Annotated in this window: 22 protein-coding genes; 7 read left to right on the top strand and 15 right to left on the bottom strand. The window is 51.7% G+C overall.

All coding sequences use genetic code 11. From position 1 onward, the window contains the following. The 14 genes from DEO48_RS12730 to DEO48_RS12665 all read right to left on the bottom strand — a co-directional run. Window positions 1-312, bottom strand: a 312-nt coding sequence (locus DEO48_RS12730; protein WP_109845372.1) for a TA system toxin CbtA family protein, incomplete at its 3' end; no start/stop codon positions are given. Window positions 313-360: 48 nt separating this feature from the next. Further along, window positions 361-720 carry a type IV toxin-antitoxin system YeeU family antitoxin gene (locus DEO48_RS12725; RefSeq protein ID WP_109845371.1) on the bottom strand — a complete coding sequence of 120 codons (360 nt, stop codon included), beginning with the start codon at window positions 718-720 and terminating at the stop codon, window positions 361-363. Between the two features lie 23 nt (window positions 721-743). After that, complete coding sequence (locus DEO48_RS12720; RefSeq protein ID WP_109845370.1) at window positions 744-965, bottom strand: DUF987 domain-containing protein; 222 nt, start codon at window positions 963-965, stop codon at window positions 744-746. 13 nt (window positions 966-978) lie between these two features. Beyond that, window positions 979-1,461: a DNA repair protein RadC gene (gene radC / locus DEO48_RS12715; protein WP_109845369.1), complete on the bottom strand. Its 483-nt coding sequence runs from the start codon at window positions 1,459-1,461 to the stop codon at window positions 979-981. Further along, window positions 1,458-1,691: a hypothetical protein gene (locus tag DEO48_RS12710; protein WP_109845368.1), complete on the bottom strand. Its 234-nt coding sequence runs from the start codon at window positions 1,689-1,691 to the stop codon at window positions 1,458-1,460. The genes radC and DEO48_RS12710 overlap by 4 nt, the downstream gene beginning before the upstream one ends. 10 nt (window positions 1,692-1,701) lie before the next feature. Further along, the gene (locus DEO48_RS12705; RefSeq protein WP_009652453.1) at window positions 1,702-2,175 is read right to left on the bottom strand and encodes an antirestriction protein; all 474 of its coding nucleotides are present in this window, start codon (window positions 2,173-2,175) and stop codon (window positions 1,702-1,704) included. 77 nt (window positions 2,176-2,252) lie between these two features. Then, window positions 2,253-3,074 (bottom strand): DUF932 domain-containing protein, encoded by an 822-nt coding sequence (locus DEO48_RS12700; protein ID WP_109845367.1) that lies wholly within the window; start codon window positions 3,072-3,074, stop codon window positions 2,253-2,255. A 111-nt stretch (window positions 3,075-3,185) separates the two neighbouring features. Next, entirely contained in the window at window positions 3,186-3,419 is a 234-nt protein-coding gene (locus tag DEO48_RS12695) for a DUF905 domain-containing protein (RefSeq protein ID WP_109845366.1), read from the bottom strand. Between the two features lie 40 nt (window positions 3,420-3,459). Then, window positions 3,460-3,696, bottom strand: a complete 237-nt coding sequence (locus DEO48_RS12690) for a hypothetical protein (protein WP_109845365.1) — start codon at window positions 3,694-3,696, stop codon at window positions 3,460-3,462. A 75-nt stretch (window positions 3,697-3,771) separates the two neighbouring features. Continuing rightward, on the bottom strand, window positions 3,772-4,284 hold the full coding sequence (locus tag DEO48_RS12685) for a DUF4234 domain-containing protein (RefSeq protein ID WP_109845364.1): 513 nt from the start codon (window positions 4,282-4,284) through the stop codon (window positions 3,772-3,774). 72 nt (window positions 4,285-4,356) lie between these two features. Next, entirely contained in the window at window positions 4,357-4,824 is a 468-nt protein-coding gene (locus DEO48_RS12680; RefSeq protein WP_109845363.1) for a hypothetical protein, read from the bottom strand. Window positions 4,825-5,082: 258 nt separating this feature from the next. Then, entirely contained in the window at window positions 5,083-5,970 is an 888-nt protein-coding gene (locus DEO48_RS12675) for a GTPase family protein (protein ID WP_181367007.1), read from the bottom strand. 117 nt (window positions 5,971-6,087) lie between these two features. Beyond that, complete coding sequence (locus tag DEO48_RS12670) at window positions 6,088-6,981, bottom strand: hypothetical protein (RefSeq protein ID WP_109845361.1); 894 nt, start codon at window positions 6,979-6,981, stop codon at window positions 6,088-6,090. 373 nt (window positions 6,982-7,354) lie between these two features. Further along, a complete protein-coding gene (locus DEO48_RS12665) occupies window positions 7,355-7,651 on the bottom strand; it encodes a hypothetical protein (RefSeq protein ID WP_109845360.1) in 297 nt (98 codons plus the stop codon). Window positions 7,652-8,587: 936 nt separating this feature from the next. Between DEO48_RS12665 and DEO48_RS12660 the strand changes: the two genes are divergently transcribed. After that, a complete protein-coding gene (locus DEO48_RS12660) occupies window positions 8,588-9,205 on the top strand; it encodes an inovirus Gp2 family protein (protein WP_109845359.1) in 618 nt (205 codons plus the stop codon). Between the two features lie 120 nt (window positions 9,206-9,325). Then, window positions 9,326-9,541: an AlpA family transcriptional regulator gene (locus DEO48_RS12655; protein ID WP_109845358.1), complete on the top strand. Its 216-nt coding sequence runs from the start codon at window positions 9,326-9,328 to the stop codon at window positions 9,539-9,541. A 628-nt stretch (window positions 9,542-10,169) separates the two neighbouring features. Here DEO48_RS12655 and DEO48_RS12650 read toward each other — a convergent pair. Next, window positions 10,170-11,759 carry a YfjI family protein gene (locus tag DEO48_RS12650; RefSeq protein WP_109845357.1) on the bottom strand — a complete coding sequence of 530 codons (1,590 nt, stop codon included), beginning with the start codon at window positions 11,757-11,759 and terminating at the stop codon, window positions 10,170-10,172. Between the two features lie 192 nt (window positions 11,760-11,951). Between DEO48_RS12650 and DEO48_RS27170 the strand changes: the two genes are divergently transcribed. The 5 genes from DEO48_RS27170 to tssM all read left to right on the top strand — a co-directional run. Beyond that, window positions 11,952-12,167: a hypothetical protein gene (locus tag DEO48_RS27170; protein ID WP_258306100.1), complete on the top strand. Its 216-nt coding sequence runs from the start codon at window positions 11,952-11,954 to the stop codon at window positions 12,165-12,167. Window positions 12,168-12,245: 78 nt separating this feature from the next. After that, on the top strand, window positions 12,246-12,377 hold the full coding sequence (locus DEO48_RS27165; RefSeq protein ID WP_258306099.1) for a hypothetical protein: 132 nt from the start codon (window positions 12,246-12,248) through the stop codon (window positions 12,375-12,377). 633 nt (window positions 12,378-13,010) lie between these two features. Then, window positions 13,011-13,163, top strand: a complete 153-nt coding sequence (locus tag DEO48_RS26795; RefSeq protein ID WP_181367006.1) for a hypothetical protein — start codon at window positions 13,011-13,013, stop codon at window positions 13,161-13,163. 133 nt (window positions 13,164-13,296) lie between these two features. Continuing rightward, window positions 13,297-14,178, top strand: coding sequence for a type IVB secretion system protein IcmH/DotU (gene icmH, locus DEO48_RS12640; RefSeq protein WP_109845356.1), 882 nt, complete (start codon window positions 13,297-13,299; stop codon window positions 14,176-14,178). Next, window positions 14,175-15,905: type VI secretion system membrane subunit TssM (gene tssM / locus DEO48_RS12635; protein ID WP_109845355.1), on the top strand; the 1,731-nt coding region annotated here is incomplete at its 3' end. The genes icmH and tssM, both read left to right, overlap by 4 nt.

Here is a 15,905-nt window from a genome sequence, read left to right as displayed (position 1 = left end):
CATCAGCCCGGTCGCCTTCCTGGCCCGCAGAATATCGATACTGCCGATAAGCGGTGACTGTGTTTCTGCGCTGAAATCGCGGCGATCGGTACGTACCAGATCGTACTTTTCCACGATAAAATTCACGGCGTCGGACAGGGAGATCCCGGCGTCGATATGTTCCTGAATGACGCCGTCGTTGCCAAACGGCGTGTCGTTAATTGTGAGACCGTAGTGCTGGTCCAGCAGGTGCGTCAGCAGAGTCTGCCAGATTTCAACGGGGGACGGGCGCGATGGTGCCACCCGTGTGGGGGTATCTGATAGAGTTTTCATTGAGTGATCTCTTGGTTAATAGGGTAAAACGAGGGGAAATGGTCGGGGTTACGTGGTTGTTGCGGGAGTGGGATAAATCGCTATATAGACATAGCCGCAACTGCCGAGGGAGTCGGCGTTGCATGTCAGCCCTTTTGCATACAGGGTGACGCAGTGCTGATGACGGGGATTAAGCTCACCGGAAAGCAGCATCAGCTCCAGTTGTTTGAGCAGTACCGGAAATGCCTGATCGAGATGGCGTAAATCCGCGTCGGTGAAGGTGCCGGTGATGCTGGCGCGGTCGTTCAGGTAATGCAGACGGTTGCCCTCCTGCACCAGGCGTGCGCCAAAACAGGGTGTGATATCGCGTTTAAGCCCCCACCAGGGTTCGACGATATCGTGGTTTACAGGCGGTATTTTATTCGACATTTTTAGCCTTCCTTAAATTTGAGTTAATTCAGGGTCACGCTGCGTAATACGACATACGGGCCGTTGCGGTCCTGACGGCGTTCAGCGAAGACGGCGAGCACACCGCGGATATCCTGCACCTCCCGCCCTGCGTAGTGGCAGACGCTGCCGGACCACTGATAACGCCCGGAACAGAAGCGAAACAGCCGGGACTGCGGGTGCTGGCGGTATAGCGCCATCGCCTGGCGTTTACTGATAATCTTCATCGATATTTTCTCCTTAAAGCCAGCCCCTCTCTGCAAACGAGACGATCTCCATGCCACCGACAACCAGATGGTCCAGCAGGCGGATATCAACCAGCTCCAGCGCCTGCTGGATACGCATAGTGACCTGACGATCTGCATTGCTGGGTTCGGCAAGCCCTGACGGGTGGCAATGAGCCACAATGACAGCGGCGCAGTTATGCTTCAGACCGGCCTTAACCACCTCGCGTGGATGGACCTGCGTATGATTGATGGTGCCGGTGAAGAGCGTTTCGTGGGCTATCAGACGATGCTGGTTATCGAGGAAGAGTACAGTGAATACTTCACGCTCCAGTGAGGCGAGTTGCAGACGCAGCCAGTCACGAACGGCGGTGGTGGAGGTAAAGGAGGCGCCGGGCTCGCGTAACTGGCGTTCCAGCAGGGTCAGCGCACGTCGGATAGTGCGCTGTGCGGCGGGAGATATTCCCCCGCTGTCGGGGGGACAAGGGGTGATATTCATTGGCTTTTCCTTTCTGTTGACCCGTCCGGGATTGATGTGTTGTACAGTTTCACGGCAACGACGAACTCGTCGTGCTGGGATTCAAACCATGACCAGATAGGGAAGAGAGAGGTGCCCGTCGGAAAATGCAGGAAGAGTTCGTCGGTCACAACGTCTCCGTCCTCATCCCTGACCGTTATTTTCCCCAGCTCATCCCACAGGGTATTCAGGTGAGACAGTTCATACGACATGGCGGGATGCTCAGTCGATGATGTGCATGATGGCGCTGCATTCCGGGTGACTGAGCGCGTAATCCCGCAGGCGGTAGTAGTGCTCCGTCATGGCATCGCATTCGGTGCGCATGGCATGGTGGCTGTAAGTCATCAGACAGACGGCAATCCCCGCAGCGTCGGCACTGAGTTCACCGCCGTTGCCGTTCATAGTGTTGAACAGCGACCACGGTTCATTGTTCTCCGCTTCCGGGGCCATAAACGCACCACCGTTGCTGAGCGTATAAAAATTCCAGATACCGCCGTTGTAGTCGGCGCAGAAACGGTCCATCCACGCGAAGACCGTCGGCTCAAGGATTATCCACTGCGGTATGCTGCCGAAGTACTGCGGCCAAAAGCCGATGCGCTGCTCGTCCTGTACGAGGGTGGCGGTCAGCGCTGGCGCAGAACCGGCAGGTTGTGGCGGTAACGGAAGGGTATCGTGAAGGTTAATAATGTCGGTCATGGGTATATTCCTTGTTCATTAATGGGGTAAGTTTGTGGGAGTGATAAGGCGGGATATCAGTGAGGCAGCGCGGATAGTTATTTGCTGAGCAGTTCCATCATGTTCTCGGCCATCACCCATAACGCGCGGTTGAGTTTCACGTCTCCATCAATGCCGTTAACCGCGCGGGTATGGCTGCGTTTGCCCCTGGCGGTACGTCCAGGCAGACCGCCTTTCAGCAGGTTCTCCTGTAGCTTCTGGAATGTCGTCCACAGGTCGTCCTGACGGTCCTCATACCGTCGCGGTGTCAGTATCTGCGTAGCGGTCACCGGCTGGTGTTCTTCACCAAAGCGGTAGGTCAGTGCAGCGTTCGCCAGGGCGTGTTGTGCAGGTGGTGGTAACAGCAGCGACTGCATGGCATCGCGTTTCTCTTCCACCCTGTCAAAGACGCCGAGTACTTCGTAAGCACCTTCAATCACCTTCCCGACGATATCGCCTCGGTGCGGAACTCTGATTTCGCCAAACGACTGTCCGCAGACGAGCGAATTGGTGCAGACGCTTCGGAATATTCCCGGAATTAACTGAAAACTCGAAGCCCCATCGTGCGAATTAAGAATAATGATTTCAGGCACATGCTGACCATTTATCTGGCCCGACCGTCGCAGGCGCAGAAGGTGTTTGGTATGTTCCCGACGCTCCGGGTCACGAACACGTGACTGACAGGCGAAGAAGGGCTGGAATCCTTCACGCTGCAGGTTCTCCAGCAGGGTAATGGTGGGGATATACGTGTAGGACGGGCTGCGGGATTCGTGCTTGTCTTCCCCGAAGACGCTGGGTACGTACTGCATCAGTTCTTCACGGGTTAAGGGACGGTCGCGGCGGATCTGGTTTGTCCGCCCAAAGCGGCTGGCTAGTCTCATTGTTAATTTCCTTATGGTTGGTTTAGCGGCATAAACAAAAAAGCCATGCCCCCGAAGGGAACATGGCCTGTTGGTGGTGTGACGGGTATTAAACTGAGGGGGTGTGGTGAGTCAGTCCCGAGGTATACCGTGGCTGAGCAGATAGCGATTAAGCCATTCTCCGGCACTGACTTCAAAATTCCACGCCCGCCAGATTAACGTCCCCTCACTGTCGCGAATAACCAGCCGAAAGTGCGTCCCCTGGTCGTCTTCTATAGTGACGTTGTGGTAAAGCGCGACCACGGCTTCAGCCTGTCGGCGGGTGAATGGTCCTGGTGGTAGCGACGTATCGTCAGTGGCTTGCATATTCAGTTCCTGATAAATGTCATAAAACAAAATGCCCCGCTCAGTGAGCAGGGCATCGGTGGGTTAAGTGTGTAGCGATGAGTTGCAATATCTGCTCCATGAGCGCCGTGATTAAGGCACCTGCGAGCAGAGTTGCCGCCTGTCTGGCGATGTAAATACTGTCTTCGTCATAGCCTTCATCGCGGAAGTGGTCTTCCACAAACTGCTGTGCCCGGCTACTGGCGCACCACGTCAGCACCTGACGCAGGGTGTTGAGCACGATTTTCAGTAATGTCATTGAGTTAAATCCCGGAGGGAGCCGGACGGAGGCATCCAGGGATGCCCCTGCCGGGTAAATAAGAGAGGAGCGGAGTTACTGCGGTGACGAAGCGTCCGGAGATACGAGGGGCTGACCATGAATAATCCGGTGTTTCGCCAGCGCCTGCGGCATATCGTTGATACAATACGTGATGTAGAAAACGTTAAAGACGACGGTGTAAAACGCGTTCATCCTCAGGTCGAAGCGGAAGGTGTTCAGCGCATGGTGGCGCAGTGCAGCACGGGCTTTGAAGGCCCAGACGATGTACATCACGCCACAGGTGAGCGACAGTATGCCGCTTAAGGCCAGCAGCGTATCGCTGCCCGTGTCGTACCCCGCCAGGTCCGGTGAGGCCATCACGCCGAACTGTCGCCCGAGCCCGAAGCAGACGGCGAGCCAGATAACGAAAATATCGCCGCTCACCGGGTAACCGGTGGTGTCGCTGATAATCTGCTGCTTTTTATACAGCCAGAGCAGCGGCCAGACGCCACAGGTGGCGACGGTGAGCAGCACGAAGTTCAGGGTGGGGGTAGCCAGTCGCTGGCTGAGTGTCGAAATGTCGGTCATTGTAATTTTCCTTTTTATTCAGTTGGTTGATAAAAGTGAGTGGGTGGGTATGGGGAAACGTTCCCGGTGGCATTACGGCACGTCAAACTTCGCCACGCAGCCGTTATCGCCAAATGCCGGTATCACCCCGGCAGCACCTTTCAGCGTGAAGACCGCCGGTTTTGCATCTGAACCTGAGACGAGCACGTGCTTACCGGTACGCAGCTGGTTCCATGCCCACATCAGGTTGTCTTCCCCCACGTGAGAGTCGCTCTCACTGATGTCGGCTACGTCAGCGTTATCGATTTTCATGGTCAGGGTCTGGTCGTTGTCCATACTGACCTGATGACCCCTCACGTCGGTGAAGATAATTGTGGCGGCCTGTGAACCTGAGCTGTCGCAGGCGAGATACAGCTGTGACTGACCCTTGCCGAGGATGGTGTATTCCGCCGTACCCTGTGCGAAGCCGCTGGTCCAGGCATCGTGATTGCCAAAGGCCTGAGATACAGTGGGTGTCAGTGCGCCAAGCATGAGCGCCGGTATCAGAATATGTTTTTTCATTGATTGTCCTTACCGTGTTGATTCAGGGATGTGCCTTGCTGGCAGCGTGAAAATGGGGCGAGTGACCTCCTTAAGACGTGGCAAAGCCTGCGATTCATCGCATTGATTTTTAATGAAGAAATAACGTAATGACATAAATCCCCGTGGATTATGTCGCTGCGAGCGTCATCAGGTACAATGATGAATATCGATCTGTTCGATCGACGAAATTGATCGTCGTTAAGCAAAAAGGCTTATCGACAGCGATGAAGGTTTTATTTAACCGAAGAAAAACCCCCACAGGGAGCGTGCCGCACGGGCGACGGTGTGGGTCAACGCATGCAGCGCCGAACGGGCCACCTGCGGCAGCGGGGCCAGGTCAATGACCTTATCGATGACGTCCACCACGGCATCACCAAAGCTGCTGCTGGCGGTACTGATGATGGCTTCGGTGCGATACCCGGTCTGCAGATGGGGGACCAGCGGGCTGCGGGCCTGCTTTGGGAGCCGGGTAATCATGGCCTCCACCAGGCGAGACAGTCTGTAGCGTCCCCGGACCGAGACCGGCAGAATATCCATTTCGGCGATACCTAACTGACGGGCCACGGCCTGCTGCTTTTGCGCAATATGCTCCGCCTGTAACGCCGAGGGCTGAGCGGACAACCAGCGCCACTGTTCGGCGGGTTCGGTTTTGTCCACCTGATTGAGTACCCACAATACCGGCGGCTGCGGTCCGCTGAACTGCGTGAAGACGTCCTGATAAAACCGCTCTTCCACCGCATAAGCGCGGTCATCGGCCTTGAGCACCCACAGCACCATATCGAGCTGTGGCATGAGGTCACGGTACAGCTCGCGGTATTCGCCGTCACGGGTAACGCTTTCGCCTACGCCGGGTAAATCCACTAACGTAAGGTAATGATTCCCGAAGCGCAGCCGGACACGCTTTGGCTGACGGGTGCAGGCTTCCACCGCATTGACCGCACAGACTTTGCTGCGAAACAGTGCATTACACAAACTGCTCTTCCCGATACCGGTTTTGCCCATAATGCCAATCACGGGTTCGTACGTGACCAGCCGGTTGAGCTCCTTCAGCAAATGCTGACGCAGCGCGTGCGGATAACGCCGCAGATGGCGACGGATAAGGGTATAGCCTGAGGTTTTTTTCATGTGGATCCCGGAATGAAAAAAGGCCATCCGGAGGGTATGGCCTGTTGCAGATAAAGGGGAGGGAATTCAGTAAGGTGATATATAGCTGTAATTTTTTTGAAAAGGTCGTGAGACGGATTATTTTTTCAGTGTCTCATGCGTTTTCTCAATCCAGTGGGTCAGCAGGTTGTGAATGTTTACCCCCCGGCTGATGAGGATCCTGTCCAGTTTTTCTTTTACCTCCGGATCTATTCTGGCGGTAATCGTTTTTTTATTTTTGTTGCTGTGGCTGTGATTGAGTCGGTAGGCTCTGGTTTTTAGTGAATTAAGAATATATTTTTTCTCGTCAGCCGCCCAAAAATAATACATACATGGAAGGGCAAGTATTCGACTCTCAGGCGTTCTGCCACAAAAGCCAACGTCGGGAAAACCCTCTTCGATGGCACAGTCCCATAGCCTGTCGATAATCGGCTCAGGGCATTCTTTTTTTGACAGCAGAAAGGAAAACTCTTTTTGTAACGGTGTTTTCACTTTGTGCCATGAATTCTGAATTTCTGTTATGACCGTTATTTTGTTTCTTACTGAAATGTCAGAAACATCAAACATATTTTTAATCGATAAAAGCCGTTCTTCTGCAGATTCGGGATCGCTAAGTCTGAGCTCATGAAAAGGTGTCCACTTCCCCTCCCGGCATTCATCATAATCCATTCCGGCATCAATAAGGGGGGCGTGACCGCTTAAGAAGCAAAACCAGACGAACATTCCGCCGAGGGGATCCCGTTCAATCCAGGTGAAGTATTTATCGTCAATCGCTTGTGCAAACCATCTTCGGCGGTCGATCACAAAATCACCAATACCAAGAATGCTGCTGATGATATCTCTGTTGACATGGTCACCGGCCATTTGCGCCAGATTCTGGTTCAGCTCTTTCAGCGAGCGCCCGGTAAAAACAAAATCACCATCATAAGCATGCAGATGAAAAAGGACCTCTCTGAGGCTATCGGCTTTGTGGGGGAGCGGGGGCTTTGGCATAGATATTTACGTCCTTTTTCATGAAAAACAGCAGGATAACTTACCATGTATTCCTGTGCGATTACATTGTTTTAAGGATGTATTTAAAAAATTAAATTCATTAAAATATTAATATAAACAAAAGGTTGTGGTTTGATGGCGTTTTTATTGCGCATGACAAGGCGTCCGCGTCGGGAATGATGCAGGGTCACTGTGCTGACTCCGCGTTTTTAACGGGGTAAGGGACAGTACCGTCACCGCATAAACAGTCGCCAGAGGTATGACCTTCCCGGTAGCGGCTGACGCGCCCTGTTACCCGTCAGGTGACGGAAGAGACGGTCAGCGGTTCGCGGGTACCGCTGACCATCATTACCTTTACAGCAGAGTCTGAGCGTTACGGTACACTGAAGGTATGCTCACAGTTCGTGCAACCATATTCATCAAATACCGTCCCGTCCAGCTTCTCACCGGCTACTGCTCCCGCCACCGCGCCAGCACAGGCGCCCGACAGAAACCCAATGAGTCCTCCGGCCAGCGTGCCGACCACAGGAACTGCTGAACCAATCAACGCACCGGCCGTCGCGCCTTCAAGACCGGCAAGCCCCCCGGCCGTTGCGCCAATGACCCCGCCCGTTTTTTTACCCACATGACGCAGCTGTATGTTTTGCGAACCGCAATTCGGACAATGCATTTCGTTCTCCCTTATTACTGGCAATAAAAGCCGCCTGAATGCACAGGCGGGCCGTGTATAAAAACGGCCCTGATACCAAAACAGGGAATGTGGTGATGGTCACGCCGGAATGGAGACAGCATGCATGCAGGTATTGTGCGTAACCGTTCGTCCGGGAGAGGGAATAACGACGGTAACAGGGTATCGGGACCCCATTTGTTCTTACTGGACACACTAACCTCCGTGAGTGAAATAACAAAATGGCAGCATTTCTGCTGCCGTTCTCACATTGGTAATATAGGTCTGAAATTTCTTTGAATGTGAATATTCAGCCTCTGTCAGAGGGATGAAGATAAAACAGCGTTGAAGCATTATTTTCAGGTTGCTTCGGTTTGTTTAATTATATGAAAATTCAATACTAACTTGAGAGTGAGAATTAATGGTTATCTGATGAAATAATTGACGATTTTATAGCTTTCTTCTTTTATTGCATTTCAGTGGTTAAAGAGGGGGGTTAATGTCGGTTTGGTAATATAATTATATAGAAGAGTATCTATAAAATGTATTAGAAGAGTACCTATGGAATACATTAGAAGGGTATCTGTGAATTGTATCAGAAGAGTACCAATAGAATGCATTAAGGGAGTGTTATTATTACCCTCCAATATAACGTTATTTCAATGATATCACTACACAGAATTAGAGGCGTGTAACCTGGAATACATTGCAATCACGTAAGAATTCAGTATGCCACTCTGTATTGAATTATATTAGCTCAGAATAACACTCATCGTTATACATGCACATGCACATGCACATGTACATGCATTGTGTAATCACATCTGTCACTCAGAACTCGTGGACTCCACGTATATCATTCTCCGCCTGTATTACACAAAAGTAATTTATTACTTAGGCTTTGTATCTTATTGAGCAACTAACGTAAGGACATGACTCATGAGTATTAATGCACACAGCCATTACCCATTAAATCGAAACTATGTTAAACGTATTCAGGATACACTGAATAAATCGATTAATGAGTATTCCCGCACACTGGTATTGCGAGTGGATTTACGCCTGCCTGAGTTCGATACAGACTCGTATAATTCAGACTCATCATTAATCACCCGATTCATTGTCTCCCTGAAAGCACAGATTGAAGCTGATTTATTGCAAAGACAGAATGCCGGTAAACGTATCCACCCTTCTGGGTTTCGTTATATCTGGGCTCGTGAATTCAGTCGCACGGGTAAGAAACATTACCACGTGGTGTTATTCCTCAATCGTGAGGCTTATCCGTACCCGGGGAGTTACCGGTCAGTGAACGGTGAGTATTCGCATAACCTGGCGTTAATGATTATGGAGGCCTGGGTACGTACGCTGGGGCTTAATCATCAACAGTATTATTCACTGGTGGAGTTTCCGGCTAACTGTTATTACCACCTCAGTAAAAACAGTGCTGATTTTACCACGCAGTACGCTGTAGTGACGACGCGTATTAATTATCTGGCTAAAGAGTACAGCAAGGACTATTCAGACGGCCAGCGTAGTTTCGGGTGTAGTCAGTACTGATTAACCCGGTCAGTATTTTTTTACTGTCAGGGGATATGTTATGACAGAGTGCCGGGGTAACGATAAACAATCATTCCTGGTGCTTCTGTCTTCCATTCCCTTAAGACAGAGAAACCCGTCATGACAATGCTGAATACTACTACAGGCCTGCTGAACGACAAAATGGTCGATATGGTCTTTATCACGGAATTCACAGGGCTGAGTGATAAATGGTTTTATAAACTGATTTCACTGGGTGAGTTCCCTAAGCCGATTAAACTGGGGCGTAGCTCTCGCTGGTTACAGAGCGAGGTGGAAGCATGGGTTCAGAAACGCATTGCTGAATCCCGTGCGTAATAAATCCTGTTGCATGAATAATATTATGCCATTAAACCTCCTGTAAGCCTCCCTGCGGCGTTTAAATCTTCAAATAGCCCTGTCGGTTATCCTCGAAATTAAAAATGCGCAGAAACGCATACATTCATTATTCTGGTGCTTTAATTTGTAATGAGAGCCTGCGTGGGTGTTTTATATGTACTACACAGGTCTCTCACTGACACCGTTTGAATAATAAACGCTGGTGCGGATAATACGCGACGAAGAATGTCAGTCCTGAATGGATAGTGAGTTAAATAATCAAATGTGCAATAATGCAGACAAACAGCGCTGAGTCAGTAAGTGATTTTTTAGTGGGTTTTCATAACAATAATTTAACATTATGGTGTGGCGTCACGGCCGCTGGAGCCAGAACCAGCCGGGAGCTTCACGGTTTACAACTGGATTAAATTTGCACTATTTTCGCATGGATTTTTTCACGGCATACAGCTAAAGGTGCTAAAGAAGTAAATTTTAGCAGCTTTAGCGTGTGTCAGAGAGAAGTCTGGTCTGTTTTGAGACTGACTTCTGACGGTAAGTGATGCCGCGTCTGCCGGATTGACCGCACAGACTGTCCTTATGGCATTATGTGACATAACCGCAACAATCATTACCATTGCAGTCTGGTGGGATCATAACCACTCAGCGGGGGTGTGGCGTTATTTCTGTAGTCAACAATATTAAACATCGGGAAGAAAGGGTTGAGGGGAGTGATATAACCGTTCGCACCTGTCTGTGCTACTGAGATATAAAGCGCACGTTGTGGTGGATAACACAGGGTGACAATCAGTCCCAGCTGAATAAGCTGATTCAGTGCCGGTGTTAAACGTTCAATTTTTCGCAGTCTTGCCGGGCCGTGAGTCTCCAGTTCATTTTTTAAAAAAGGGTACCACGGCTCAAGTTCGACATCCCGGGTGCCACCGTAATAACTGGCGACAACTTTCATTTTTCCTTTGGGGTGATTAAATCTGTTTTTTATCCAGTCAAACAGCTCATACACATCCTGCTGTAATTGATACTGTTCGCTCAGCACGTAAAAATACCTGCTGGCCTGCTTAAGATGCCATTCAGTGAGGGTAAAGGCATCCTGCAAGGTACTTTCAGAGATACCTTCTTTTGAGCTGAAGCTAAATAAAGCGGCAATGCGCATCGCATGACTGCCTGCTTTAGATACGAATTCTGCAATATGCTTCATGGGCTGATTATCACCAGTCAGTAACTGATACTCGCTTATCTTATCCTTAAATAACCTCCTGGCATTGTCAGACAGTGCTAATGTTTTTTTAGTGTCTGAACCATCATAAAAGCGTTTCTTTTGTTCCTGAAGGATGGAGTTAAAACCCCGGAAGAGGGAGTCAAAAGCACTTTTTGATTTCTCCTGGTTTAAATTAATTTTCCGTTGTCCGATAGTGCTCGCCGTTTGCGTAAAAAGAAACCGGGCCAGAAAACCGCTGGAAACAGCACGCCTGCCCTGTTTCTCTAAATACTCTTCAAATATTTCAGGTTGCACCATGAGTAAAAAGGTCAGGTATGCATTAAGCCGGATATTGCCATCCTTTTTCCGGGAGAGCGAAAGGGGTTCGTTTTTCCAGATTTTGTTCAGCAGGCCCAGGTTATTTTTCAGGTGACCGTTAAAGAAGGTAATGGCTTCATCAGCGAATACCCCGGCGTAAGGGTATTCTTTTAACCCCTGAATAATTCCCTCGGGTGTGGCATCTTCGTAGAACATTTCAAATGCCCTGGGTTTTGTTGGCTCTGCGGCCTGGTGTTCGCGAAGCAATAATTCCTCAATGTCACTGTCTCCACCATATTTAGCGGCCTTCTGAAAACTACGGTTGAGTGCTTTTTCCTTTGAGGACCAGATAGCATGGTCCTTTTTATAAACATCAAACAGGGCTTCATATTCGGCATGCATCTCTGCTGCGAAATGCTCAAAGGGCTCCATGATACATTCGCGCACCGGGCTTTTCCCTTCACCTGATTTTGCCAGTACCAGAAAATACAGGGAGCAAGGCTCCGGCTTTTTATTCCCGAAAGGAGAGGCAACGTCAATCAGAGGCTGCAGGGCCAGAGCAAAAGCCGCCAGAACTGTACTGCCGATCATCTCAATGGGGATGTGTGTGTCTTCATGAAACGCGATGATTGCATCACGCAAAAAGGGCGGAAAAGCCTCAACAGGGTAGTTATTGACGTTATTCATTGTTATCGCTCACACGGCTGATTTGAATTTTATCTTCAGCAGGATAATGCAAACCGACCACCAAAAGCGAGTGAGCGGGCATTTAGCTTGTTGAGAACGCTTCTGACCTGCAATTCCTGGTCGTTTAAATCTTCTGTACCGCTGCAAATCAATCTTCAGGCCCTTGCTGGCACAACGTAGAGGCTCTCTCTTATGAATCATTATCCACCTGCAACAACCTCAGGTAACGCTGAGGATGCAGTAAATACCCGCGCTTTTCTGCAGCAGGCCGTTGACCATTACCCCCGGCTGGCGGTATTCAGCTTTACGCTGGTCTTACCGCATCACGACACGATGGCCGATTACCGTTCTTTAATTTTACGCTTTCATACCGAAGTCTGGCAGCGGATGGGCGACTATTCGTGGTAACGCCAGCAGGCTCGTCAGAGTTCGCCCCCGACGCTGTTACGCTGGATATGGGAATCCGCCAGTGCACCGGAATGTCGGATGGTGCTGATGATGAACCTGGATACGCTGGGGAGAACCCACGATGAAAGCGTGATGCAGGGGATTATCGAGATGCTCATTGAAGCATGGATAACGGTAACTGGCGCAAATCGTAAAGACGTAAAGACGTAAAGACGTAAAGAATATAACGCCAGTCATCCTGAACCGCGTTGCCCGGGGAGTCTTCACAACGCCATTTAACCAGCTAAAAACGCAGGTGCAGAAAATGGCTCCGCCGCTGTTAACAGCCCGGACAGGCATAATCAATGCCTGAATAATCTCTGTTCCATTCGTATTTTACGATAGTTTCTGGTCTGCTGGTCGACGCGTACAGGTTGCCCGGCATCCGGGCTGGATGACCCACATCTCTCCCCTTTTAGCCTTCTGATACCTCAGGCAGCAATGAAAAAACCACAGATATTGCAATACAGGTTTGTCCGTTCGTCATGTAAGCCGCGAGTCTCTGATAACGACAATCATCGCGAAAAAATCGCTTACGTTGTCCCCGCTTCATGCCCGTATGTGGGCGGGTGATTTTTGTTTTGTATCTGGCTATCAGCAGCATCAGCATTCAGTGTCTGACAGGATGTAACACTATTAACATACTGAATGATAACGACACTAAATGTTAACATTTAGTAATTGTGTGGTTAATGCCGGGTATTTAGTATACGCGTCTGCTCGCCGGTACAGGGCAGACACGGTGCCAGCTTTTCTGCCTGCGATGAATAAAGAAGGCCTCACGTGACCGGAGAACACATTCGCATGAGCACTGAAAATCCTTCTGCCTGGCGCAGGGTAAATGACAATCAGGGCAGTGCTCAGCCGAATGCAGATGCCTTAACCGATAAGCGTATACCGCCGGGGAAAGCCAGTCATGCGGTACTGACCGTGAAGATGTGCGCTACAACAGCATGATACCCCGTCCGGAGGCTGAGTTTAACAACGTGCGTAAGCCGCGGTGGCTTACTGAGTGGCACTCAGCACCGCAACACGTCAGTTTCAGTCTGTAGAAAAAGCCATATTCAGGGATGCGTATTCAGGAGCAACGATGGAAATCGACTTATCACAGACCACAGAAACCGCCAGCACCCTTCTTAATACTTCCCCGCCCTCAACAGAACACATCCCCGAAGAAAACACACCGGGTAGCGCGACCAGTGCCTCCGCGCCGAAAGACAAATATGACGGTTTTTTCAGTTATTCCCCCCATCCCGATGATAATGACCCGGATTACCGTTTTGCGTTGCGTGGTAACAGCCTGAACCCCATTATCGACGCCACCACGCCCCTGTTCGGCATGGTGATACGCATCCGCACGCTGACCCTGTATGAAGATGTCGCCTCACTCTGGCGGCAGGTATCGAATGAGATTGAGGCCATTGAACAGGAACTGAAGCAACAGGGTTACGGGCATGAGGTGCTGCTGCCGTTCCGATACATGCTGTGCACGTATATCGATGAAGCCGTAATGGCGCATGAATGGGGAAGCCAGAGCGGGTGGGCGGAAAACTCCCTGTTGTCGCAGTTTCATGGGGAGACCTGGGGTGGCGAGAAAGTCTTCGCCGTCCTCGATAAATTGCAGACAGAGCCCCGGCGTTACCGTGACATTCTGGAATTTATGCTGCAGTGCCTGATGCTGGGCTTTAAAGGGCGGTATGCCGTCAGCCCGCAGGGCGACAGCGAACTTCACGCCATCACGCAGCGCCTTCATCATCTTCTGTACCCGAAACCTGCATCCCGCCACCCTGTCCGCTTTGTTGACGGGGGGCAGCCGCCTCCCGGTACCTGGCCTCTGCCGCGACAAACGCCGCTGTGGGTCATCCCGGGCGCGGGTCTGTTGCTGGTGGCGGTCGTGTTCGGCCTCTTTCACCATCTCCTTCATCAGCAGACGCTTGATGTACTCCATCAGTTAGGAGCACTGCTGAAATGATCCGCATTATATCCATACTGAAAAAAAACGTGGCCCCGGCGTTCAGGCCGTCATGGTGGCTTGCCGCTATAGTGCTCTGGAGTCTGGTTCTGGTCGCAGCCTGGTGGGCCGGACCCCGTCTGGTCATTCAGGAAACGTCTCCCCTCGCGGGTCTCTGGTCCCGCCTGCTTTTCACCCTGTTCTGGCTATGGGGGCTTTGCGTCGTGGCTCTCTGCCGCTTCTGGTTCAGAATACGCCTGCAGCGGAAACCGGCATCGCAGCCAAATGCCGTTGAAAAACAACAGCGCTTCCTGAATGCCTGGCTGGCTGCTCAGGACCGGCAGTCTGCTTCCCGTGACAATACGCCGTGGTTTCTGATGCTGGGGCTGCCCCGCAGCGGTAAAAGTAGTCTGCTGCAACGGGCCTGCCCGGCAGGTAAACTCAACCCCCGTCTGGACCATGAGTTAGCGGCGCTGCATAAAGGCCAGAAGGTCGATTGCTGGCTGGGGGATGAGGCAGTGGTTGTCGATCCTGACGGGGATTTGCTGTTTCAGCCACAGATGAGCGGGGAAGAAGGCAGTCCTCCGGATGCCCGGCTCTGGCATCATCTGCTGGGCTGGCTGACGACCCGCTGCCGCCGACAGCCGCTGAACGGACTGGTGCTGACGCTGGATGTGGCGTGGCTGTCCACCGCTGGCATCACCCGCCGACGCCACTGTGCGCAGCTGCTGCGTGAGCGCCTGCGGGAGATCGCCTCGACCATGCATACCCGCCTGCCGGTGTATGTGGTGCTGACGCATGTGGATAACCTGGACGGCTTCAGCGCGTTCAGCCAGCAGCTGGATCATACCGCCAGACAGTCACTGCTGGGCGTTCGTTTCAGCACGGAAACCCGGCTGGCCGGGGGCTGCGCTGATGAGATTGCTGCCTTTATTGACCTCTGGCTGAATGACCTGACCGCATTTCTGCGCGACACCGCCCGGACGCATACCGGCAAAGACTCAGCGGCCGGCGCCTTTCTGTTTATCCGGCAACTGGCGGGGCTGAAACCGTTTATTCAGACGCTCATCGACGACATCATGCAGGACGACGGGACCACCTCATTTCCACTACAGGGGCTGTGGCTGAGTTCGGTGTATCAGCAGGGCGTGCCGTCTGATGCCTTTGCCGATGCGGTATCCCGCCGCTACGCCCTTCCGGCCCCGCTTCATGCCGCCGCGCAGGGTGACTCCACCACCTTTTTTGTCCGCGATTTCTTTACCCGGATCGTATTTCCGGGGGCCAGCCTGGCCGGAGAGAACCGGCAGTATCTGCGTGCCCGCCGTCGGCGTATGGCGATGCTGTCCGGGGCAACCCTTCTGGCGGTCGTGCTGTCGGTTCTGTCGCTGCACCATTTCTACCGGCTGAACGCGTCGGCAGGTCATCAGGTACTGACCCGCGTACAACAATTCAGCACCGCCCGCGAACAGGCCACGCTGCAGACATCAATTGTCAGCCAGCTTCCCCGACTGGATCTTATTCGTGAAGCCACTCTCTCTTACGGTGATTATCACAGCAAAAATCCCCTGTTTTCCGATATGGGCCTGTATCAGGGGGGCCGTATCGGCCCCTGTGTGGAAACATCTTATCTGGCATTACTGCAGCAGCAGTTTCTGCCGGCTGTGCTGGCGGGGCTGGCACAGGACCTGCAGCAGGCCCCTCCTGCCAGTGAAGAAAAAATGTCGATACTGCGCGTGATACGCATGACA

It is taken from the genome of Enterobacter sp. CGMCC 5087 (assembly GCF_003144775.1).
Classification (GTDB): domain Bacteria; phylum Pseudomonadota; class Gammaproteobacteria; order Enterobacterales; family Enterobacteriaceae; genus Enterobacter; species Enterobacter cloacae_M.
The sequence above is the reverse complement of the archived record's forward strand: the minus strand, read 5'-3'. Positions and strand labels throughout refer to the sequence as shown.